Annotated in this window: 19 protein-coding genes and 1 tRNA gene; 7 read left to right on the top strand and 13 right to left on the bottom strand. The window is 64.0% G+C overall.

Translation table 11 applies throughout. The features are described 5' to 3' along the window. The first annotated feature begins 3 nt into the window (after positions 1 to 3). The 3 genes from mnmE to PMI40_RS01855 all read left to right on the top strand — a co-directional run bounded on the left by mnmE (position 4) and on the right by PMI40_RS01855 (position 2,511). Positions 4 to 1,404, top strand: coding sequence for a tRNA uridine-5-carboxymethylaminomethyl(34) synthesis GTPase MnmE (gene mnmE, locus PMI40_RS01865; RefSeq protein ID WP_008111537.1), 1,401 nt, complete (start codon positions 4 to 6; stop codon positions 1,402 to 1,404). A 338-nt stretch (positions 1,405 to 1,742) separates the two neighbouring features. Beyond that, positions 1,743 to 2,336, top strand: coding sequence for a nitroreductase family protein (locus PMI40_RS01860; protein ID WP_008111536.1), 594 nt, complete (start codon positions 1,743 to 1,745; stop codon positions 2,334 to 2,336). Positions 2,337 to 2,434: 98 nt separating this feature from the next. Then, positions 2,435 to 2,511: transfer RNA gene (locus PMI40_RS01855), tRNA-Asp, on the top strand. A 408-nt stretch (positions 2,512 to 2,919) separates the two neighbouring features. Here the strand turns inward: PMI40_RS01855 and fusA are convergent. Continuing rightward, complete coding sequence (fusA, locus tag PMI40_RS01850) at positions 2,920 to 5,025, bottom strand: elongation factor G (RefSeq protein WP_008111535.1); 2,106 nt, start codon at positions 5,023 to 5,025, stop codon at positions 2,920 to 2,922. Positions 5,026 to 5,225: 200 nt separating this feature from the next. Here fusA and PMI40_RS01845 point away from each other — a divergent pair, with 200 nt between their 5' ends. Further along, positions 5,226 to 5,858, top strand: coding sequence for a TetR/AcrR family transcriptional regulator (locus tag PMI40_RS01845; RefSeq protein ID WP_008111534.1), 633 nt, complete (start codon positions 5,226 to 5,228; stop codon positions 5,856 to 5,858). A gap of 119 nt (positions 5,859 to 5,977) precedes the next feature. On the opposite strand, the gene PMI40_RS01840 is transcribed toward PMI40_RS01845, so the two are convergent. The 7 genes from PMI40_RS01840 to PMI40_RS01810 form a co-directional block, all read right to left on the bottom strand. Next, positions 5,978 to 6,904: a recombination-associated protein RdgC gene (locus PMI40_RS01840; RefSeq protein ID WP_008111530.1), complete on the bottom strand. Its 927-nt coding sequence runs from the start codon at positions 6,902 to 6,904 to the stop codon at positions 5,978 to 5,980. 79 nt (positions 6,905 to 6,983) lie between these two features. Beyond that, positions 6,984 to 8,159 carry a DNA polymerase IV gene (gene dinB / locus PMI40_RS01835; RefSeq protein ID WP_008111528.1) on the bottom strand — a complete coding sequence of 392 codons (1,176 nt, stop codon included), beginning with the start codon at positions 8,157 to 8,159 and terminating at the stop codon, positions 6,984 to 6,986. A gap of 27 nt (positions 8,160 to 8,186) precedes the next feature. After that, positions 8,187 to 8,396 (bottom strand): SlyX family protein, encoded by a 210-nt coding sequence (locus tag PMI40_RS01830; protein WP_008111527.1) that lies wholly within the window; start codon positions 8,394 to 8,396, stop codon positions 8,187 to 8,189. Beyond that, positions 8,393 to 9,676 (bottom strand): TIGR03862 family flavoprotein, encoded by a 1,284-nt coding sequence (locus tag PMI40_RS01825; RefSeq protein WP_008111525.1) that lies wholly within the window; start codon positions 9,674 to 9,676, stop codon positions 8,393 to 8,395. Before PMI40_RS01825 ends, PMI40_RS01830 begins: the two co-directional genes overlap by 4 nt. Positions 9,677 to 9,710: 34 nt before the next feature. Then, entirely contained in the window at positions 9,711 to 10,454 is a 744-nt protein-coding gene (locus PMI40_RS01820) for an amino acid ABC transporter permease (RefSeq protein WP_008111523.1), read from the bottom strand. A gap of 44 nt (positions 10,455 to 10,498) precedes the next feature. Next, positions 10,499 to 11,305 (bottom strand): basic amino acid ABC transporter substrate-binding protein, encoded by an 807-nt coding sequence (locus PMI40_RS01815; RefSeq protein WP_008111521.1) that lies wholly within the window; start codon positions 11,303 to 11,305, stop codon positions 10,499 to 10,501. A 168-nt stretch (positions 11,306 to 11,473) separates the two neighbouring features. Then, a complete protein-coding gene (locus tag PMI40_RS01810; protein ID WP_008111519.1) occupies positions 11,474 to 13,546 on the bottom strand; it encodes a UvrD-helicase domain-containing protein in 2,073 nt (690 codons plus the stop codon). A 134-nt stretch (positions 13,547 to 13,680) separates the two neighbouring features. On the opposite strand from PMI40_RS01810, the gene PMI40_RS01805 reads away from it, so the two are divergent. Then, entirely contained in the window at positions 13,681 to 14,151 is a 471-nt protein-coding gene (locus tag PMI40_RS01805) for an SRPBCC family protein (protein ID WP_008111516.1), read from the top strand. Here PMI40_RS01805 and PMI40_RS01800 read toward each other — a convergent pair whose 3' ends face one another. Beyond that, entirely contained in the window at positions 14,152 to 15,201 is a 1,050-nt protein-coding gene (locus PMI40_RS01800) for a YeiH family protein (protein ID WP_008111513.1), read from the bottom strand. Between the two features lie 139 nt (positions 15,202 to 15,340). On the opposite strand from PMI40_RS01800, the gene PMI40_RS01795 reads away from it, so the two are divergent. Further along, entirely contained in the window at positions 15,341 to 16,243 is a 903-nt protein-coding gene (locus tag PMI40_RS01795; protein WP_008111511.1) for a LysR family transcriptional regulator, read from the top strand. 6 nt (positions 16,244 to 16,249) lie between these two features. On the opposite strand, the gene PMI40_RS01790 is transcribed toward PMI40_RS01795, so the two are convergent. The 4 genes from PMI40_RS01790 to PMI40_RS01775 form a co-directional block, all read right to left on the bottom strand. Continuing rightward, positions 16,250 to 18,649 (bottom strand): TonB-dependent siderophore receptor, encoded by a 2,400-nt coding sequence (locus PMI40_RS01790; protein ID WP_008111509.1) that lies wholly within the window; start codon positions 18,647 to 18,649, stop codon positions 16,250 to 16,252. An 81-nt stretch (positions 18,650 to 18,730) separates the two neighbouring features. Continuing rightward, a complete protein-coding gene (locus PMI40_RS01785) occupies positions 18,731 to 19,732 on the bottom strand; it encodes a FecR domain-containing protein (protein ID WP_008111508.1) in 1,002 nt (333 codons plus the stop codon). Continuing rightward, complete coding sequence (locus PMI40_RS01780; protein ID WP_008111505.1) at positions 19,729 to 20,247, bottom strand: sigma-70 family RNA polymerase sigma factor; 519 nt, start codon at positions 20,245 to 20,247, stop codon at positions 19,729 to 19,731. The genes PMI40_RS01785 and PMI40_RS01780 overlap by 4 nt, the downstream gene beginning before the upstream one ends. Before the next feature lie 79 nt (positions 20,248 to 20,326). Beyond that, entirely contained in the window at positions 20,327 to 20,812 is a 486-nt protein-coding gene (locus tag PMI40_RS01775) for an asparaginase domain-containing protein (RefSeq protein WP_008111502.1), read from the bottom strand. A 115-nt stretch (positions 20,813 to 20,927) separates the two neighbouring features. On the opposite strand from PMI40_RS01775, the gene PMI40_RS01770 reads away from it, so the two are divergent. Then, the coding region (locus PMI40_RS01770; RefSeq protein ID WP_008111499.1) for a hypothetical protein at positions 20,928 to 21,581 on the top strand (654 nt) is incomplete at its 3' end.

Below are 21,581 nucleotides of genomic sequence, written 5' to 3'. Positions count from 1 at the left end.
AAGATGACCTTCGACTCTTCCCCCATCGCCGCCATCGCCACAGCTCCCGGTCGCGGCGGCATCGGTGTCGTCCGACTTTCGGGCAAGGACCTCTCCGGCGTGATTGCCGCCGTGTGCGGCCGCCGGCAATTGCAGCCGCGTCACGCCACCTACCTGCCGTTCTGTCGCGCCGATGGCAGCGCCATCGACCAGGGGCTGGCGATTCACTTCCCGGCACCGCATTCCTATACCGGTGAAGACGTGCTGGAACTGCAGGGGCATGGGGGGCCGGTAGTGATGCAGATGCTGCTGGCGCGCTGCCTGGAGGCCGGTGCCGAGATCGGCCTGCGGCTGGCCGAGCCGGGCGAGTTCACGCAACGCGCCTTCCTGAACGACAAGATCGACCTGGCCCAGGCCGAAGCGGTGGCCGACCTGATCGAAGCCACCACCGAGGCCGCCGCCAAGTCGGCCTCGGAGTCGCTCAGCGGCGCCTTCTCGAAGGTGATCCACCAACTGGTCGAGCAGGTCACCAGCCTGCGCATGCTGGTCGAGGCCACGCTGGACTTCCCGGAAGAAGAGATCGACTTCCTCAAGCAGTCCGATGCGCGCGGCCAATTGGCGACCATCCGCGCCACGCTGGAAGATGTGTTTCGCCACGCCGCTCAGGGTGCACTGTTGCGTGACGGACTCAATGCCGTGCTGGCCGGCAAGCCCAACGTGGGCAAGTCGTCGCTGCTCAACGTATTGGCTGGCGCCGACGTGGCCATCGTCACGCCCATCGCCGGCACCACCCGCGACAAGGTCACGCAGACCATCCTGATCGAAGGCATGCCGCTCAACATCATCGACACGGCAGGCATTCGCGAGGACGCCGCCGATGGCAGCGGACCGGACGAAGTCGAGCGCATCGGCATCGAGCGCACCTGGGTCGAGGTGGCCAAGGCCGATGTCATCCTGCACATGCTCGATGCCGATCGCGGACCGACACTGGAAGACGAGAACATCACCGCACGTTTTCCCGACGGTGTGCCGATCGTACGCATCTGGAACAAGATCGACCGTTCCGGTCACAAGCCCGCGGTAGAGGCCATGCCCGACGCCACGCACGTGTATGTGTCGGCCGCCGAGAGGCAGGGGATCGACCTGTTGCGCGGCGAATTGCTGCGCATCGCTGGCTGGCAGCAAACGGTGGAATCGCGCTACCTGGCGCGTGAGCGTCACCTGCTGGCGTTGAAGGTTGCGGGCGACCACCTGGAGCTCGCCGCCGCCCATGCCGGTCTGGATAACGAAGGCGGCGACCATGCGCTGGACCTGTTTGCCGAAGAATTGCGGCTGGCGCAGGAGAGCCTGTCGAGCATTACCGGCCGCTTTACGCCGGACGATTTGCTCGGGGTGATCTTTTCGCGCTTCTGTATCGGCAAGTGAGCCGCGTTTTTCTACCCGCACGTTCCTGACGGTTGACCGACGAACGTAACAAGAAATGACAAACGCGCCGCAATGGCCCGATTCGTCGTCGTGCCTGCGGGGTGAATGTTACAGCGTGTAAAAAGATTAGTGCGAGGGGAAGCTGGTCGATATTCTGGCCTTCCTCCCCCTCCAATTCATCACCCCTGAGAATTGGATTTAGCCCGCCGGCCCAGCGCTGTGCGGGCTTTTTTACGTCTAATGGATTGGGTAAGGGATGAGCTTGGGAGCTGATCAGCAGGAAACATGCGGCGCTGCTAAGATGCCTCTTTTTTACGACTCATCCACAGGAGCAGTACATGTCATCCAATCCGCGCATTGCCGACTATCCGATCGATCCCAATTTCATCAACCGCTGGTCGCCGCGCGCCTACGATGGATCCGATATCTCGGAAGAGACGGTGCTGACCTTCCTGGAAGCGGCGCGCTGGGCGCCGTCGGCCTACAATGCGCAGCCTTGGCGCTTCGTCTACGCACGTCGCGGCACGCCTGCATGGCAAAGCCTGTTGGGCCTGCTCAACGAATTCAACCGCAGCTGGGCCGAGAAGGGTTCGGTACTGATCGTCGTGTTGTCCAAGACGATGATGTTGCCGCCGGGCGCCAAGGAAGTGGTGCCATCGTCCACGCACTCCTTCGATACCGGTTCGGCCTGGGGTTACCTGGCCTTGCAGGCCAGCATCTCAGGCTGGCACGCGCACGGCATGGCCGGTTTCGACAAGGAAAAGGCGCGTGTCGAACTGGACGTTCCGCCCGAGTATTCGGTAGAAGCGGCGATTGTCATTGGCAAGCTGGGTGACAAGTCGAGCTTGCCGGAAGGCTTGCAGGCACGCGAATTGCCGAGCCCGCGCGAGCCGTTGTCGGCGTTGGCGTTCGAGGGCAAATTCAAAGCCTGAGTTTTTTTGTCTGATTGATGACAAAGTGCTGGCTTTTCTGAAAAGGCTCTTATAAAATAGCGGTCTTTCAGCAAGCACCGACAGCTGAAGACGGTTTTGGAGTGGTAGTTCAGTTGGTTAGAATACCGGCCTGTCACGCCGGGGGTCGCGGGTTCGAGCCCCGTCCGCTCCGCCAGATAAAAAAGCCCTGCTCTTAGAGCAGGGCTTTTTTACGTTCACAAATTGGATTCGCAGGGCGAATCCCTGATCAGAAGCGGAGCGGAGGGAGCCACCTGCGTGGCTCCCGGCGGGGCTCGAAGGGATTCGCCTGCAGGCGAATCGGCGGCCTGCGCTCGCGTAGGCGAGCCCCTGATGCCCAGAGAAAAAACGCCCGCTGGCAAGCGGGCGTTTTGACGTGGTTAGGGCGGAGTGGCTTCGATACGCCGCAAGCGGCTACTCAGCCCGAACGGGGTGAGGGAGCAAGATAAGAATCGCCGGGACTTGAGCGGGCAAGCGCCTCCCGACCCGAACTGATCCCGTCAAACCAACCACCCCGTTCGTCCTGAGTAGGCCAAGGGCCGTATCGAAGGCCCGCAGGCCTCGCTCAAGCCTTGCCCTTGTTGCCCGACAAAGCCTCCACCACCTGCCGTGGCGCCTCGGCATAATGCTTGAACTCCATCGAGTAGGTGGCACGGCCCTGCGACAACGAACGCAGCGTGGTCGAATAACCGAACATCTCCGACAGCGGCACCTCGGCGCGTACCAGCTTGCCACCGCCGACCATGTCCTCCATGCCCTGCACCATGCCACGACGTGACGACAGGTCGCCCATGACATTGCCCATGAAGTCTTCCGGTGTTTCCACCTCGACCTGCATCATCGGCTCCAGCAGGATCGGACCGGCGCGTCGCATCGCTTCCTTGAAGGCCATCGAACCGGCCATGCGGAAGGCGTTCTCGTTGGAGTCGACGTCGTGATACGAACCGAAGGTCAAGGTAGCCTTCACATCGACCACCGGATAACCCGCCAGTACGCCGGCCCGCAACGACTCCTGGATGCCCTTGTCGACGGCCGGGATGAATTCACGCGGGACCACGCCACCCTTGATCGCGTCGACGAATTCATATCCCTTGCCTGCCGGCCGCGGTTCCAGTTTCAGCACCACATGACCATACTGGCCGCGTCCGCCGGACTGCTTGACGAACTTGCCCTCGACATCGTCGACCGTGCGCCGGATCGCTTCGCGGTAGGCCACCTGCGGCTTGCCCACCGTCGCCTCGACGTTGAATTCACGCTTCATCCGGTCGACCAGGATTTCCAGGTGCAACTCGCCCATGCCCGACATGATGGTCTGGCCCGATTCTTCGTCGGTATGCACCCGGAACGACGGGTCTTCCTGCGCCAGGCGTCCCAGTGCAATGCCCATCCGTTCCTGGTCGGCCTTGGTCTTCGGTTCCACCGCCTGCGAAATCACAGGCTCGGGAAACACCATGCGTTCCAGGATGATCGGATGCTCCGGATCGGACAGGGTGTCGCCAGTGGTCACGTCCTTCAGGCCCACGGCAGCTGCGATATCGCCGGCGAACACTTCCTTGATCTCCTTACGTTCGTTGGCATGCATCTGCAGGATGCGGCCCAGTCTTTCCTTGCGACCCTTGACCGGGTTGTAGACGGTGTCGCCCGAATTGACCACGCCCGAATACACCCGGAAAAAGGTCAACTGGCCCACGAAGGGATCGGTCATGATCTTGAAGGCCAGCGCCGAGAACGGCTCATCGTCGGCCGGATGGCGCTCGATCTCGCCATCGTCCTCGTCATGCCCGGCAATGGCGGGCACGTCCACCGGTGAGGGCAGGTAATCGATCACCGCATCCAGCATCGCCTGCACACCCTTGTTCTTGAAGGCGCTACCGGCCAGCATCGGCACGATTTCATTGGCCACGGTGCGCAGGCGCAGGCCCAGCTTGATCTCGTCTTCGCTCAGGGGCGTACCCGACAGGTATTTGTCGAGCAAGGCCTCGTTGCCTTCGGCCGCCTGTTCGATCATGTTCTCGCGCCATTGGCGCGCGCTGTCCTCCAGCTCGGCCGGAATCTCTTCGTACTTGAAGCTGACGCCCTGGCTGGCCTCGTCCCAGATGATGGCTTTCATCTTGACCAGGTCGATCACGCCGGCGAAGTGATCCTCGGCGCCGACCGGAATCTGGATCGGCACGGCGCGGCCCTTGAGGCGTTCCTCGATCTGCTTCTGCACCCGGAAGAAATCGGCGCCGATGCGGTCCATCTTGTTGACGAAGGCGATGCGCGGCACCTTGTACTTGTTGGCCTGGCGCCAGACCGTCTCGGACTGCGGCTGCACGCCACCCACCGAGTCGTACACCATCACGGCGCCGTCGAGCACGCGCATGGAACGCTCCACCTCGATGGTGAAGTCGACGTGGCCCGGGGTATCGATGATGTTGATGCGATGCTCGGGATAATTACCCGCCATGCCCTTCCAGAAGGCGGTGGTGGCGGCCGAGGTGATGGTGATGCCGCGTTCCTGCTCCTGCTCCATCCAGTCCATGGTGGCCGCGCCGTTGTGTACTTCACCGATCTTGTGATTGACACCGGTATAAAAAAGGATGCGCTCGGTGGTCGTGGTCTTGCCCGCATCGATGTGCGCACTGATACCGATGTTGCGGTAGTTTTCTATTCGGGTCTTGCGGCTCATGATGTGTCCTTTCTATGGCGCCGTCACTGCTCGGTGATACGAAGAAGCTTGCAGGTTGATCAATTCTCGTCTGATTTATGTAACGAGGATTAGATAATAGGAGCCTATTGCGCTTAATTCAAGGCTGCCGGAGATATTTTTGTAATGCAGATTAAAATAAACTACACTGCTCCGATACAAGGCAACACCGAGGAGCACCGATGATAAAACCCCGAGGACGACCCCGCAGCTTCGACCGCGAGCAAGCGCTGCAACAGGCCATGCAAGTGTTCTGGCACAAGGGTTACGAAGGCACCACCATGGCCGACCTGACCGACGCCATCGGTGTCAAGGCGCCGAGCCTGTACGCGGCATTCGGCGACAAGAACGCGTTGTTTCGCGAAGCGGTCGAATTCTATTCGCGCACCGTCAGCGCCGGCCCGCTGCGCGAGTTGCATGCCGGGCGCGGCATCCGCGAAGACCTGTATGCGATGCTGCGCGCCAGCGTGCGCATGAATGCAGGCAAGAGTAGCGCATCGGGACTGCCGGCGGGGAAGGGATGCATGGTCGTGGTGTCGGCGATCAACTGTGCTCCCGAGAACGCCGAACACAGTGATGCCCTGTTGCAACGCCGGCACCAGCGTCGCAACGAGATCCGCGCGCGCCTGCTGCAGGCGCAACGGGAAGGAGAGATTCGCGCCGATGCCGATATCACGGCACTGGGCGATTTCTATACGGGGTTTCTGAACGGCATGGCCCTGGGCGCGCGTGACGGCTTGTCCGGTACCCGCCTGGCCGCAACCATTGCGCCGGCGATGCTGCCATTGGATAGTGTGCTGGTGCAGCCAGCCTGAGACCGGCGACGGCTGGCTGCACGCGCCAGGATGCCGGGACGATCGCGTCGCTGGCCGATCGCCCTGGCTACCGGGCGGCCCCGAGCAAGGTCGGGGCCGTTTGCCTCATGGCCTGGGGCTCAGGCCGCCTTCGGCATGCCGCCATCGTTTTCCTTCAACTGGCCGCCCAGTGCTTCGACCAGCGACGCCAGCAGCTTGGCCAACTCGCCAGTCATCAACAGGAAATCGCCGTCGAGGCGCTCGTTCTCGTCGCGTCCGCCGATCTCGCTTTCTTCCTTCAAGACATCCAGTGGCGCGATGCGCTTGACCGACAGGTTCTCGGTCAGCACGAACGACACCTTGTCGGACCAGGTCAGCGCCAGGCGCGTGCACTGCTTGCCGGATTCGATGTGGCGTCGCACGTCATCGGCTTCCAGCGTGTGGCGCACGTAGCGCACCGTGGCCTTGCCTTCGCCGGTCGAGCGCAGTTCGGTGTCCTGGTCGACGGTAAAGCCGAACGGGGCTTCGTCGCTGGCCAGCCAGTCGGTCATGGCCGCGCCCGGCGACATGACGGTGCGCAGGGTTTCCAGCGGGAACTTGGGAATCGCCTTGAACAACAGTTTCAGGACTTCCTCGGCCTTGGATGGGCTGCCGGCATCGACCAGCAACCAGCCATTGACCGGATCGATCCAGACGAAGGTGCTGCGGGTGACCGAGAAGGCGCGCGGCAGCAGTTCATCGGTGACCTGTTCCTTCAATTCCTTGGTTTGCTTGCGTCCCGGCGGAAAGCCCTGCTGCTCTTCCAGTTCGGCCGCGCGCGCCTTGGTGACCTGGTTGATCACGGAAGAGGGCAGCAATTTCTTTTCGGTCGACAACTGAAGCAACAGTTGACGATTGACGACGTGTACCAGTCGCTCGTTGCCGCGGGGCGACACCCAGCCCTGGCTTTGCATCTCGATGCTGGAGCAGGCGGTAAAGGCTTGTGGCGCCAGTTGCGCCTCGAGCTCATCGGGGTTGACCGTCCACGGGGCCGGCAGGCGATAGATCTGCAGATTCTTGAACCACATAGGCGTCCAGGCAAAAGCGGCCATTTTACACCGCTGCCCGTGGCTGGAACGCATCTCGCAGACATGCGCGTGATGCGTCCTAGTCTGCGCTGTCGGGCGCGCCGTCGAAGTCCAGGCTGAATTGTGGCGAAACAGCGGCAGCATCGGCCCCGGGCCGCTGCAGGCCGCTGGCCTTGACCCCCAGCAAGCGGATCGAGCGTGACAGTTCGATGCGCTTGAGGCAGGTGCCGGCGGCATGCCGGATCGCCGTGGCATCGCCTAGCGGGGTGGGGAAGGTGACATCGCGGGTCACGGTCTCGAAATCGTCGAAGCGCAGCTTGATGCCGATCTTGCGGCAGACATAGCCCTTGCGCTCGAGATCGGCCGCCACCTGCTGGCACAGCCGGGTAAAGACCTCGCCCAGTTGCTGGCGGTCGCGCACGGCGTGCAGGTCGCGTTCGAACGTGGTTTCGCGGCTCATCGACACCGGTTCGCTATGGGTGACGACGGGCCGCTCGTCGAGCCCGTGCGAAACCCGGTGCAACCAGCGGCCATAGCTCTGGCCGAAATGCTCCAGCAGCCAATCCTCGGCGCAGGCGGCCAGCTCGCCGATGCTCCTGATGCCAAGGCCTTCCAGCCTTGCCGTCGACTTGGGACCGATGCCGTTGATCTTCCTGACGTCCATCGGCCAGATGCGCGAGGGCAGGTCGTCCATCGTGACGATGGTGATGCCATCGGGCTTTTGCATGTCCGAGCACAGCTTGGCCAGCAGCTTGTTGGGGGCGATGCCGACCGAGCAGGTCAGTTGCGTGGCCTCGAAGACGGCCGACTTGAGGCGGCGTGCGATGCTGTGTGCGTCTTCCTCGAGCAGCGAGATATCGGCATAGACCTCGTCGATGCCGATGTCCTCGATGGTCGGGCTGACCGACCTGACGGCGTCCTTGAACTGGCGCGAGTATTGGCGGTAGAGCTCGAAGTTGACCGGCAGCAGCACGGCCTCGGGCGCCAGTCGCGCCGCCTTCATGGTGGGCATCGCCGAGTGTACGCCCAGCGCGCGGGCCTCGTAGGTGGCCGTCGTCAACACCCCGCGGCCGACATAGTCCTTCAGGCGCGAGAATTCGCGAGTGCCATCGGGCAGGGTACGCGGGGCATGGGTCTGTCGACCCGCCACTACCACCGGCAGTCCCTTCAGTTCCGGATAGCGCGACAATTCGCAGGATGCGAAGAAGGCATCCATGTCGATGTGGGCAATGCGGCGTTGGAGATCGGCGGCCATGACGACTCGGCACTCACAGGGTGCGTCTTAGTAATGCGGCGGTCTCTCGTTGGCCGGGGCGCGGTCCTGGCTGTCGCTGGCGAGCTCCTTGAAACGCTTGGCCAATGCGCCCAGCAGCATTTCCAGTTCGTCGATCTTCTGCTGCTGGCGATAGACGGTACGATTGAGTTCGTCGACCAGGTGTTCCTGGTGCGACAGCTTCATTTCGATATCGATGATGCGGTCTTCGCTGCTCACTTGTGTGCTTCCTCTCGCGATGCGTGGCCGGGGTTGCTGCCCAGCCATTCCAATACGCCTGCGGCGGCGCCCTGGCCGGTGGCAAGGCAGGCGCTCAACAGGTAGCCGCCGGTCGGCGCTTCCCAATCCAGCATTTCGCCGGCGCAGAACACGCCCGGCAGCGCACGCAGCATCAAGCCGTCGTCCAGCGCTTCGAAGCTGACGCCACCGGCGGTGCTGATGGCTTCGGCCAACGGCCGTGGTCGCAACAGCGTCAGGGGCAGCGCCTTGATCGCCTGCGCCAGCCTGGCCGGATCGGCGATGTCTTGCTTGCTCACGCACTCGCGCAACAGGCCAGCCTTGACGCCCTTGAGGTGCAGACGGCTCTGCAGGTGGCTCGACATCGAACGCGCGCCGCGCGGATGGATCAGTTCGGCGTGCACTTTCTCCAGCGTCCAGTCCGGCAGCAGATCCAGGTACAGGCGAGCCGAGCCATGCTCGGCGATGGCATCCCGTAACGGCGCCGACAGGGCGTAGACCAGGCTGCCTTCGATGCCGCCGGCGGTGACCACGAATTCGCCGCGGCGATTCTGCATGCCGCCATCAGGACGGGCCACGCTGGCCACCACCGGCTTGACCGGCTCGCCAGCGAAGCGTTGGCTGAAGTGTTCGCTCCAGTCGAGCTCGAAGCCGCAGTTGGACGGGCGCAAGGGCGCCACATCGACCCGGCGCTGCTGCAGCAGTGGCGCCCATGCGCCATCCGAGCCCAGGCGCGGCCAACTGGCGCCGCCCATGGCCAGCACGGTGGCGTGGGCGCTGACCGATACCTCGCCGTCGGGCCCGGCCAGCCGGTGCCCACCCTGCTCGTCCCATCCCAGCCAGCGATGGCGCATGTGAAACCGCACGCCCGATTCGCGCAGGCGATGCAGCCAGGCGCGCAGCAGCGGCGCTGCTTTCATCTCCAGCGGGAACACCCGTCCGGAGCTGCCCACGAAGGTGTCGATGCCCAGTGCATGAATCCAGGCGCGCACCTGCCCGTTGTCGAAGCGGCGGATGAACGGCGCCAGCTCGTCACGACGGTTTGCGTAACGCGGCAGGAAGTCGGGCAAGGCCTCGGAGTGGGTGATGTTCATGCCGCCACGGCCGGCCAGCAGGAACTTGCGTCCGGCCGACGGCATGGCGTCGTAGACGTCCACGGCCACGCCATGGCGCGCCAGCACTTCGGCGGCCATCAGGCCGGCCGGGCCGGCGCCGATCACGACCACGTGCTGGCCGGAAGGAAGGGAAGACGGTTTTTGCATGCGTTGTCGTAAGGTCTGCCGGCGTGGGCCAGGGTCAGCGCCGGTGCGGCGCGCTGTAGCGATGTTCCAGGCGGGCCACCAGCAGCGCCAGGATGATGGTCATGCCGAAGTAAAGCACGGAAATGGTGATGTAGGGTTCCCAGTAGCGGGCATAGGTACCGGCAACGGTGCGCGCGGCATACGCCAGCTCGGCCAAGCCGATGGCCGACACCAGGGAGGAATCCTTGAGCAGCGTGATGGCTTCGTTGCCCAGCGGCGGCAGCATGCGCCGAAACGCCTGCGGCAGCACCACATGGCGCATCGTCAGCAGGTAGTTCATGCCCAGGCTGGCGGCGGCGTAGGACTGGCCGCGCTCGATGGACTGGATGCCGGCCCGGAAGATCTCCGAGATATAGGCGCCGGCGTTGAGCGACAGGGCCACCGTGCCCGACAGGAAGGCGCCATAGTCCTGCTTGATGGTGCGCGCCAGTTCGCCCGAGATCAGCAGGCCGTGCTCGGGGTGCACCAGCGCCGGCATCAACGCGAAATGCACCAGCATGATCTGCACGAACAGGGGCGTGCCGCGAAAGAAAGCCACGTACAGCGCCGCCAGCCAGCGCGCCGCGCGCACTGGCCACTTCCAGGCGCCGTGACGGACCTCGGCCAGGCGCAACATGCCCACCAGCAGCCCGAGCACGGTGCCCACCGCGATGCTGACGGCCGACACCTGCAGCGTCACCAGCATGCCCTGGGCGAACAGCGGCGCATAGCCTTCGATGATGCTCCAGCGAAAATCCATGGGCTATCCGGTGATGATGAAATCCAGTGGCGTGGGCAACACGATCACTTGCCGAAGTACTGGGCGCTGATGGCGGCAAAGCTGCCGTCGGCCTTCATGTCGGCCAGGCCCTTGTTGATCCTGGCCAGCAGTTCGGGATCGTCGCGACGCACCGCGATGCCGTAGTCCTCCTTGGGGAAGGTGTCGTCGGTGACGGTGCGCAGCTTGCTGTCGGGATTGTTGGCGATGTAGTTCTTCACGACCGGTTCATCGGCCACGACCGCATCGACGCCGCCGCCCTCGAGCTCCTTCAATGCCAGCGGGGTCGATTCGAAACGCTTGATGCGGGCGTTGTTCTTCCCCAATACCTGCTGCACCAGTTCGTCACCCGAGGTGGCGCTCTGGGTGCCCACGGCCAGCGGCTTCAGGTCGGCCATCCTGGTGACGGTGGTGTTGGCCGCCGGCAGGGCGATGGTCTGGGTGGCGACGAAGTACGGGTCCGAGAAACTGACCGACTTCTTGCGCTCTTCGGTGATGGTGATGGCCGAGATCAACAGGTCGCGATCGCCTTGCGCCAGGAAGTTGAAGAAACCTTCGAACGGTGTCGGCACGAACTTGACCTCGATGCCGATGCGCTTGGCCAGTGCCTTCATGACGTCGATATCGAAGCCGACCACCTGCTTCTGTTCGTTTTCCGCCGAGAACGGCGCATAGGCCGATTCGACGCCCACCAGGTAGACCTTGGCTGCGGCTGGCGCCGCCGCTTGCGGCTCGGCGGGCTTGTCCTTGTTACAGGCGGCAAGGCCCAGCATGCCGATGAAACCGGCGGTCAGCGCCAGGGTGCGGGCGTGGCGGAAGAAATTATTGCTCATGGTCAAACCTTATTGGAGGGCTGCGGCCAGCGCAGGTTTTCTGGAAAGGCGAAATTGTAAACTGCCCAGCCGCCCGGTCGGCGTCGGCGACATAAAAAGCCACTGCCTAACAGACAAAAGATAACGGTCAGGTGGCCGATGTTGTCACCGGGGAAATAGCGCTGGCTGCTAGCCGGGCTCGGGCGTGTTTCTGGGCTTTTGCAGCAGGGCTTTCAGGTTGGCCAGGCGCGCCTGGGGTGTCATGGTCTCGGTTTCCTCCGGCGGCGCCTTGTCTTGGTCCAGGCGCATTTCCTTGACGAAGCGCGAGACCTGGCATTCGACCACTTCACGGGCGCGCTTGCGGCGCTTGCACCACGAAATGTGCAGCGAGCGCTGGGCGCGGGTGATGCCCACGTACATCAGGCGCCGTTCTTCCTCGATGCGGGCGGCCATCTCTTCGGCCGGGGTATCGGGGTCGCCCTTGTGCGGCAGGATGCCTTCTTCCACCCCGACCAGGAACACGTGCGGGAACTCCAGTCCCTTGGAGGCATGCAGGGTCGACATGCGCACCGCGTCCTGTTCTTCGTCGCGGCCTTCGAGCATGCTCATCAAGGCCACCATCTGGGTGATCTCGAGCAGGTTCTTTTCTTCGCCGTCGCGATCACGGCCACCGCAGGCGCGTTCCTTGAGCCAGTTGGTGAAGTCCACCACGTTCTGCCATTTGCTTTGCGCGCTACGCTCTTCGTTGGTGTCGTAGAGGTAGAACTCGTAATTGATGGCTTCCATCATGTCGTCCAGCACCAGGCCGGCGTTTTCGCCGCTGCCCGATGGGCCGGGCCGGGTGGCGCGCGACTCCAGCGCATTGATGAAGTCGCAGAACTTGCGTAGCGGATGCAGCTGGCGATCGACCAGCTTGTCTTCCAGGCCGCCCTTGTAGACCGCCTCGAACAGCGAGCATTGCCACTGGCCGGCCACCGTGCCCAGCACTTCCAGCGTGGCCTGCCCGATGCCCCGGCGCGGGGTGGTGACGGCGCGGATGAAGGCCGGGTCGTCGTCCTGGTTGGCGATCAGGCGCAGGTAGGCGATGATGTCCTTGATCTCGGCGCGATCGAAGTAACTCTGTCCGCCCGACATCACATAGGGAATCCGCTCGCGTCGCAAGGCCTTTTCGAAGATGCGCGCCTGGTGGTTGCCGCGATACAGGATCGCGTAGTCCGAGAACTTGGCATGGCGCTCGAAGCGATGTGCCGACAGCGTGATGGCGATCTGGTCGGCCTCGGCTTCCTCGTCGTCCATCGCCATCACCTTGATCGGGTCGCCCAGTCCGTGTTCGGACCAGAGCGTCTTGTCGAACAGCTTCGGATTGTTCGAGATGACCGAGTTGGCCGCCTGCAGGATCCGGGTGCTGGAGCGGTAGTTCTGCTCCAGCTTGATCAGGTGCAGGTTGGGGAAATCGACGCCCAGCAGCTTGAGGTTCTCGATGGTGGCGCCGCGCCAGGCGTAGATCGCCTGGTCATCGTCGCCCACGGCGGTAAACATCGGCTTCTTTCCCACCCCGGTGACCAGCAGCTTGACCAGTTCGTACTGGCAGGTATTGGTATCCTGGTATTCGTCGATGAGCAGGTAGCGCAGCCGGCGTTGCCAGCGATCCCGCACCTCCTCGTTGCTGCGGAACAGTTCCACCGGCAGTCGGATGAGATCGTCGAAATCGACTGCCTGGTAGGCCTTGAGCGTGGCCACGTAGCTGCGGAAGATGCGCGCGGCCTGGGCCTCGTCTTCGGTACGGGCGTTCTTTTCGGCCAGGTCGGGGTCGACCAGCCCGTTCTTCCACAGCGAGATGCTGTTCTGGATACCGCGGATGATCCCCTTGTCGGTGGTCACCGCCAGCTCTTGCACCAGGGAAAAGCAATCGTCGCTGTCCATGATTGAAAAGCGATCCTTCAACCCCAGATGCCTGGACTCCTGGCGTAGTATCTTCACCCCCAGCGAGTGGAAGGTCGACACTGTCAGGTGCTTGGCCTGCTTCGGTTCCTTGAGCAGCTTGGCAATGCGCTCCTGCATCTCGAGCGCGGCCTTGTTGGTGAAGGTCAGCGCGGCGATGTTCTTGGGCTCGTAACCACAGCTTTCGATCAGGTGTGCGATCTTCTGTGTGATCACCCGGGTCTTGCCCGAACCGGCACCGGCCAGCACCAGGCAAGGACCGGTCATGTAGTGAACGGCTTCGCTCTGGGGTTTGTTCAGGCCGAAGGCGGGGGCGGACATAGGCGAGGCTCGGGGGCAGGGGCAGGAGGGTAAATGCAGCTAGGGCGCCATTGTAGCAGCGGCGCCGGGTGCGCTCCCATTGTGGGACAATGCGCAGCAACCAATCCGTTCATCCGGACATGCCGGACATCAACATGAAATTCAACCATCTGATCCAGATCAACGATCCGCTCAATCCGCTGCTCGATCCACTTACCCGCGAACAGTTGTGGCAAGGCCTGGTCATGCGCGCCGAACTGCCGAAGTTGTTCATGCCGCATCTCGACGATTGCCGCCTGAGCGACAAGAGCATGGATGGGGTGCGCCGCGAATTGCGCTACGGCGAACTGGTGATCCGCGACAAGGTCACCTACCTGCCGCAGATCCAGGTGCTCTACGAGGTCCCGTCCCAGGGAGAGATCGCTGCCTCGCGCATGAGCATGACCATCGAAGAGCCGCAGCCGGAACAGTTGTTCGTGCGCTTCGAGTACGACGACGGCCAGCCCGAGGACGTCGACGGCAGCGAAGCCTTCTATAACGAATTCAGGCGCTCGGCCTACCAGGAAGCCGATATCGATACGGTGCGCATCATTCGCGAGATGAGCATCAAGGGCTCACTGCACTGACTATCCCAGCAGGCGCCCCAGTGCGCCATTGACCAGCGCACCGCCGACGACCAGCCAGGCGAACAGCACCGCCCCCAGCACGATCGGCCGGGCCCCGGCATGGCGAATCGCCGACAGGTGCGTAGTCAAGCCCAGCGCGGCCATTGCCATGGCCAGCAGCAGCGTGTCGAACTGCATCACCAGCCGGTTCAGTTCGCGCGGCAGCGGCGCGACCGAGTTGAACAGCACCACGCCGATGAATGCGAAGGCGAACCACGGGATCGACAACTTGCTGCGTTGACCGCCAGGGACCGGGCCGGCCTTGATCGACAGCATCAGCAGGAACGGCGCGAGCATCATGACCCGGACCATCTTGGCGATGACGGCGGTATCGGCCGTATGCTGGTCGATCGAGCGGGCCGCGGCCAGCACCTGCGCCACTTCATGCACTGTCGAGCCGATGTAGATGCCGAAGTCGGGTAGACGCAGGCCCCAGGCCGGTGCCGGTTGCAGGGTGTACAGCAGTGGGTAGAGGAAGATCGCCAGCGAGCCGAAGATCACCACGGTCGAGATGGCCACCGTCACCTGTTCGCTGCGGGCCCGCAGTACCGGCTCCGTCGCCATGACCGCGGCGGCGCCGCAGATGGCGCTGCCGGCGCCGATCAGCAGGGCCGCATCGCGTTCGAGCCGCAGCAGCTTGACCCCCACCAGCCAGGCCAGGCCGAAGGTCGACATCAGCATGGCGGCGTCGATCACCACGCCGGCCACCCCGACATGGGCGATGTCCTGCAAGGTCAGGCGAAAGCCATAGAGAATGATCCCTGCCCGCAGCAGCGTCTGCTTGGACAGCCGCACGCCCTCGCCGCAGCGCGGCGCCAGGCGCGGATACGCCGTATTGCCGATCGCGATGCCCATCACGATGGCGATGGTCAGCGCCGACAAGCCGTGTCCCTGCAACCAGCCGATCTCGCCCAGCTGCATCGCGGCCCAGCCGACGGCTGCGGCCAGCAGCAGGCCGGGCACAAACGGCAAGAATGGGTTGAAGGAGTGAGGTTGGCTGGCGGTACGCATGGCGCTGTCGATGTTTTCTTGTGATGGAGCGCACTGTACGTGACGGAAATATAAAAGAAAAACGCGTTATCTTGCTAATATCAACCAATTAAACAGGTTGGTTCGCTATGCAACGTATTTTTTCTCGAATGGTGGGAGCATGAAGATAAGCCTGCGCCAGCTGCAGATATTCCTGGCCGTGGCGCAGTCCGGCTCGACCACTGCGGCCGCGGCGCTGGTGGCCTTGTCGCAGTCGGCCGCCAGCGCCGCCTTGAACGAGCTGGAGCATTCGCTGGGTGTGCAGTTGTTCGACCGGGTGGGCAAGCGGCTGGTGTTGAATGACAGCGGCCGCCGCCTGTTGCCGCAGGCGCGCCATATGCTCGACCTGGCGCAGACGATAGAGCGCCAGTTCGTCGATCCGCACGCCGGCAGCGAACTGCATATCGGCGCCTCCACCACGATCGGCAGCTACATGCTGCCGGCGATGGTCGCGGCCTATCGGCAAACCCATGCCGGCGCGCGGGTCAGGGCGCTGGTGGCCAATACGGCCGACATCGTCGCCGCAGTGGTCAATTTCGAGGTGGATGCGGCATTGATCGAAGGGCCCTGCCACGCCGACGACGTCGACGTCGAGCCCTGGATGACCGACGAACTGATCGTGGTGGCGGCGCCCGGGCATCCCATCGTCGGCGATGGCCGCAAGATTGGCCTGAAGCAGCTGCGACAGGCCGAATGGCTACTGCGCGAAGCCGGTTCGGGTACCCGCGAGGCGGTCGAGCATGCGCTCATTCCCTACCTGCATCACTTGCCGTCGTCGTTCGAGTTCGGCAATTCCGAGGCCATCAAGCGCGCCACCGCCGAGGGCCTGGGTATTTCCTGCCTGTCGCGGGCGGTGGTGCAGGACCTGATCGAGGCCGGCAAGTTGCTGGAGCTGGCAACCGCCTTGCCGACCCTGCGGCGCCATTTCTACATGGTGGTCAGCCGCCATCGGGCGGCCTCGCCCAGCCTGGCCGCGTTGCTGGCGTTCTGTCGTGACTGGGCCCGGCTGCAGCAGCCGGGCTGATCGCCTCTACCAGCGATAGCTTATGGTGGCGATGACATTGCGCTCTTCGCCATAGCGGCAACCGGTGGCCGCCACGCACTGGACGTAGTCGCGGTTGAACAGGTTCTTGGCATTGATCTTCAGTTGCAGGCCGCGCCATGCGCTGCCCAGCTGTTGCAGGTCATAGGCCAGCATGGCATCGACCAGGGTGCGACCGGCGATCTGGCTGCTCAGTCCGGCCACCGGTACCTGGCCCTGGTAGCGCACGCCCACGCCCGCCTTCATGCCCGGCAGGCCGACCCCGCCGAAATCGTATTGCGCCCAGGTCGAGGCGGCATGGTAGGGCACGCCAGAGACCCGTTGGCCGATTTCGCTGGCCAGGTTGCTGCGGGTGGTGCGGGCGTCGGTGTAGGTATAGTTGGCGATCAGGTCCAGGCGGCCGAACGTCGAGCGCGCTTCCAGTTCGAGGCCGCGCGAGCGCAACTCGGCGGTCTGCACCGAATAGGTCGAATCGACCGGGTCGACCGTCAGGCCGTTGGTCTGGTCGATCTGGTACAGGGCGGCACTCATCAGGGTCCTGCCGCCTTGCGGCTGGTAGCGGATGCCGACCTCGAACTGGTCGCTTTCGGTGGGTTTGAAATTGTTGCCCAGGCGATCGCCCCCCGCCTGCGGTGCAAACGACTGGCCGAAGGACGCGTAGGGGGCCAGGCCGTTGTCGGCAAAATAGACCAGGCCGGTGCGCGCGGTCAGCGCCGAATCGCGGGCCGGCGTGCGACGGTTGTTACCGTAGGTGGTCACGCTGCTGTCGACCCAGTCCTGGCGGGCGCCCCCCAGCCACACCAGCTTGTCGGCCAGTTTCATCTGGTCTTGCAGGTACAGGCCGAACTGCTGGCTTTCGGTACGCGAACCATTGTTGGCGGTGCCGATCACCGGCGTGGCGCCATACACCGGATTGCGCATGTTGATGGCCGCGACCGTGCCGGCATAGCGCTTGGAGTCATAGGTGCTGTCGAAGTAATCGATGCCGGCCAGTACCTTGTGACGCAGGGTGGGACTGCCGAAGTTCATTTCCAGCGAGGTATCGGTGGTGAGCCCCTCCGATTTCTCGGCGCGGTTGACCACGCCACGGGTGGTGAGGCCGGTGCTGGCATTGAGCGTGCCATAGGACAGGTAGTTGAAGACCGCGTCACCATTGAAATAGCGCAGGTTGTGGCGCAGCTTGAGGTCGTCGTCGAAGGCGTGCTCGAACACGTAGCCGCCCGAATAGACCTCGCTGTCATAACGGTCGTAGCCGGGTTCGCCGATGAAGAAATTGCGCGGGATCGTGCCGTTGACCGTCAGTGCGGCCGAGGCTGGCGCCACGAAGCGGGTGCGCATGTGCTGGTAGCTGCCCAGCAGCGTGAGCGAGGTGCGCGCCGACGGACGCCAGGTCAGTGCCGGGGCCAGGTAGGTCTTGTTGTCGTCGATATGGTCGATGCCGGTGTCGGCCTGGCGCACCAGCGCGGTGAGGCGATAGCTCCAGGCGCCGTCCTGCGAGAGCGGCCCGGAGAAATCACCCGTGACCTGCCTGCGGTGGTTGCTGCCGATATCGGCAGTGATCTCGTGATACGGATCGGCCGTGGGCCGTTTGCTGACGGCATTGATGACACCGCCCGGACTGAGCTGCCCGTACAGTACCGAGGCGGCGCCGCGCAGCACCTCCAGTCGTTCCAGGCCATACGGTTCCTGCGAACTGTCATACACGCTGGGCTGGTACTTCATGCCGTCGCGCAGCATGCCGGTGTTGGCATTGGCCAGGTTGAAGCCGCGCACGCGCACGTCGTCTACCATGCGGTTGAAGGATGAGGCCTGGCTGATCACGCCCGGAGTGTAGTCGAGCGCCTCGGCCAGCGACTGCGCCTTGGTGGCTTCGATCTGGTCGGCGGTGGCCACCGACAACGATTGCGGGGTCTCGAGGATCGGGGTGTCGGTCTTCATGGCCGAGGCGGCGCGTCGCGCCAGCAGGCCGCCCAGTTGCCCGGTGACGCTCTCCTGCTGGGCGGCGACGACGACCTGCGGCAACGGGTCGGCACTGGCAGCGATGGCGGCGATGGCATAGGCGCCATCGGCCTGCCGGATCGCCTGCAGGCCGCTGCCGGCCAGCAAGGCGGCAAAGCCTTCATCGACCGTATAGCGACCGGAGAGGGCGGCGCTTCGGCGCTCCTGGGTGGCTTGCGGAGAGAACGACAGCAATACGCCTGCGCGTCGCGCGAACTGGTTCAGCGCCCGGCCCAGCGGCCCGGCGGGGATCTCGAATGCCAGGCGCGCGGTGTCGACGGCTTGCGCATGCAGCTGGGCGCCGGGCGCCAGCAGGACGGCCAGGACGGTCAGCCCGGTCAGGGGGCGAGGGCAAAGCGCCAGGGCGCGTAGATTGAACTGGGTTTTCATGGTCGGTCGGATTGATTGGCAACGGTGCTACCAGGTAAACCGGACGAGTCACGAAAACCTGCAGGCGGGATTGAAAATAAATCAGGCCGGTTGCCTGGCGCGCAGGGTGATCCAGTAGGACGTGAAGGCGTCCACCTGCACCGGCAGGGTCCGGATCACGGCGGCCAGTATGCGGCCCGGCTGGTCGATCGGGAACACGCCCGAGATGGGCAGGTCGGCGACCGCGTCGTCGCAGCGCAGCCAACCACTGCGATAACGGTCCAATTCGGCCACCAACTGCCCCAGCGGCATGCGGTTGGCGACGATCATGCCGTCTTTCCACGCCACGGCGTCGTCATCGGCACGGGCCTGAGCGCTGCGCGGGCCGTCGGCGTCGAACCAGCCCTGAGCGCCGGCGTCGATGCGGGTGGTCACACCGGAGCGCTTGCCGCTGTATTGGACCGCACCCTGGAACACCGCGACCATGATGGCGTCATCATGGTCATGTACCCGGAAGCGGGTGCCCAGCGCACGCGCCGAGCCCTGGCGCGTCTGTACGACGAACGGGCGATGCCGTGCGTGATTGTCGGGCGCGGTGGTGACCAGGATCTCGCCGCGATGCAGTTGCACCAGGCGGATGTGATGGTCGAATTGGATATCGATGGCAGTGGCGGTATTGAGTTCGAGCACGGTGCCATCGTCGAGCACCACCTGGCGCCGTTGTCCGGTGCCGGTGCTGAAGCGGGCCAGCCAGGGCTGCCAGGGCGCCCGATTGGCGATGCCGCCCATCACCCCCACACCCAGCAGTACCCCCAGGGTCTTCATTGCGAAGCGCCGCGCGTGCTTGCGGCGGGTCGCGCTGTCGCCGACGGTGGCATGGGCCAGCGCGGGCGGCAAGCTGGCCACGCCCTCGCGCAAGCCCTGCAGCCGCGACCATGCCAGCTCGTGGCTGGCGTGCTGCTTGCGCCAGAGGCGGCAGGCCTCGTGCTCGGCGCTGGTGGCGTGGCCCGACTGCAGGCACACCATCCAGTCGATGGCGGCGGCCACCACGCCGGGCACCGGATTGTCGGCATCGTTGCGTGTCGTGTCGACGGTGGCGGTCATGCCGGCTCGCCGTATTGCACGCGATAGCAGGCGGCAAAGGCGCGGGTCATGTATTGCTGCACGGAACTGAGTGAAACGTCGAGCTGGCGTGCGATTTCGGCGTAGCTCAGGCCATCGAGCTGCGACAGCAGGAAGGCGGTGCGTACCTTGGTCGGCAGCGAGGCCAGCATGGCGTCGACCTGGTTCAGGGTTTCCAGCACGATCTGGCGCGCCTCCGGGGAGGGAGCCTGTTGCTGCGGCAATTGCGCCAGGGCTTCGAGGAAGGTCGCTTCCAGCGCACAACGCCGGAAATGATCGATGACCAGCCCACGGGCGATGGTGGTCAGCAAGGCGCGCGCCTGGTCCAGGTAGAAATCGCGCCGGGACGTGATGATACGCACGAAGGTGTCCTGGACCAGGTCTGCGGCCAGTTCGGCATTGTCGGTACGTCGTCGCACCCAACCCAGCAGCCAGCGTTGATGGCCGCCATATAGCCCGGCTATGTCGTTGTCAGAAAAGCGGGCCGCTTCGCGCATGGCGATGATGTCCAATGAGATGAGAATGCTTCTCATTGTAATGGGGTTTGCACCCCGCGCCAATGCCCGCCGGCGCTGTTCAGGCCTGTTCGAATACGCCGGCGCTGCGGTTCTTGGCGACCTTGTTCCAGGCAAATACCTGGCCGTTCATCGCCACATAGACGCCCGGCGCCAGCACCTGCGCCACGCCGCAGGCAAAACCGAAATTGAACAGGGCGTCGGAGTTGGCGATTTCATATGGAATCATGGCGCCGGTCAGCACCACGGTGGACCCGAGCGCGGCCTGGCCCAGCACTTGCGCGGTCAATTGCATGGTGTCGGTGCCGTGCACGATGACGATGCCGCGCTGGGTCGCGCTGCGGCAGGATGCCAGTACGCGCTGGCGGTCGGCGTCCTGCATTTCCAGCGAATCCAGCAGCGGCAGTTCTTCGAGCACCACATCGGCGGTGATGCGCGCGCGGGCGATCACCTGCGGCAGGTGGCTGGTGCCAAAGCCGAGCTGGCCGGCGATTTCGTCGTAGTGTTTGTCGAAGGTGCCGCCGGTGGCGATGATGCGAAGACTCATGATTTTCCTGTTCGGGGTGAAGGGCCGTGGCCGCCGTCCGGTATCTTACACGGACCGTTACCGGTCATGGCGCGGCGCTGAAGCGTCTTCAAATGGGTCTTATAATGGACTGCATATGAAACCACTGGCTCCCGGCACCGTCATCTTTCATCGTCATCGCGGCTATGGCGTGATCGTGCTCGTCAACCTGATGACGGGCTGGATTTCCGCGCGCTTCGGCAGCGAGGTGCGCACGCTGGACTTGAACCTGTCGTCGGACGAGGTGCAGCACGCCGATGGCACACCCATCATGTTCCGCCGTGCCCCGCCCGACCGCATGCCCCATGCGCGACTGATGCAGATGGTGCGCCAGCTGCATCGCGCCGGTTACCAGCGGCTCTATCTCTACAGCTGGCCCAAGGCATCGGGATTGCACTGGCGCTGGCACCTGTTTGCCGGACCACGCCACTGGATCGAGCGTCCCTGGCGCGAAGGCTGGTATGGCTCGGGGGCCGATTACAACTTCAATCCCATCATGGGCTGGGGCGACAACCCGGGCGCCAGCGCCGAAGAGCTGGCCCGTGCGCTGGCGCAATTCGATCCACAGGGACTGGCCCAGGCGCTGGGGGCGGATGAAGAACACGCGGCCTGGTTCGAACAGGTATGCGCCACGCTTGGCCCCGACTACGCCTACAGCCTGGGATGGGATTACCACTCCGGCATGCCCGAGACCCTGCCTATCATCGGCGTGCGACGCAACGTACCGGCCTATGGCGGCCCGCCGGTGCCC

Origin of the sequence: Herbaspirillum sp. YR522 (assembly GCF_000282575.1) — a bacterium.
Taxonomy (GTDB): Bacteria; Pseudomonadota; Gammaproteobacteria; order Burkholderiales; family Burkholderiaceae_D; genus Herbaspirillum.
Note: the sequence above shows the minus strand (reverse complement) of the source record. Positions and strands in the feature narration are given on the sequence as shown.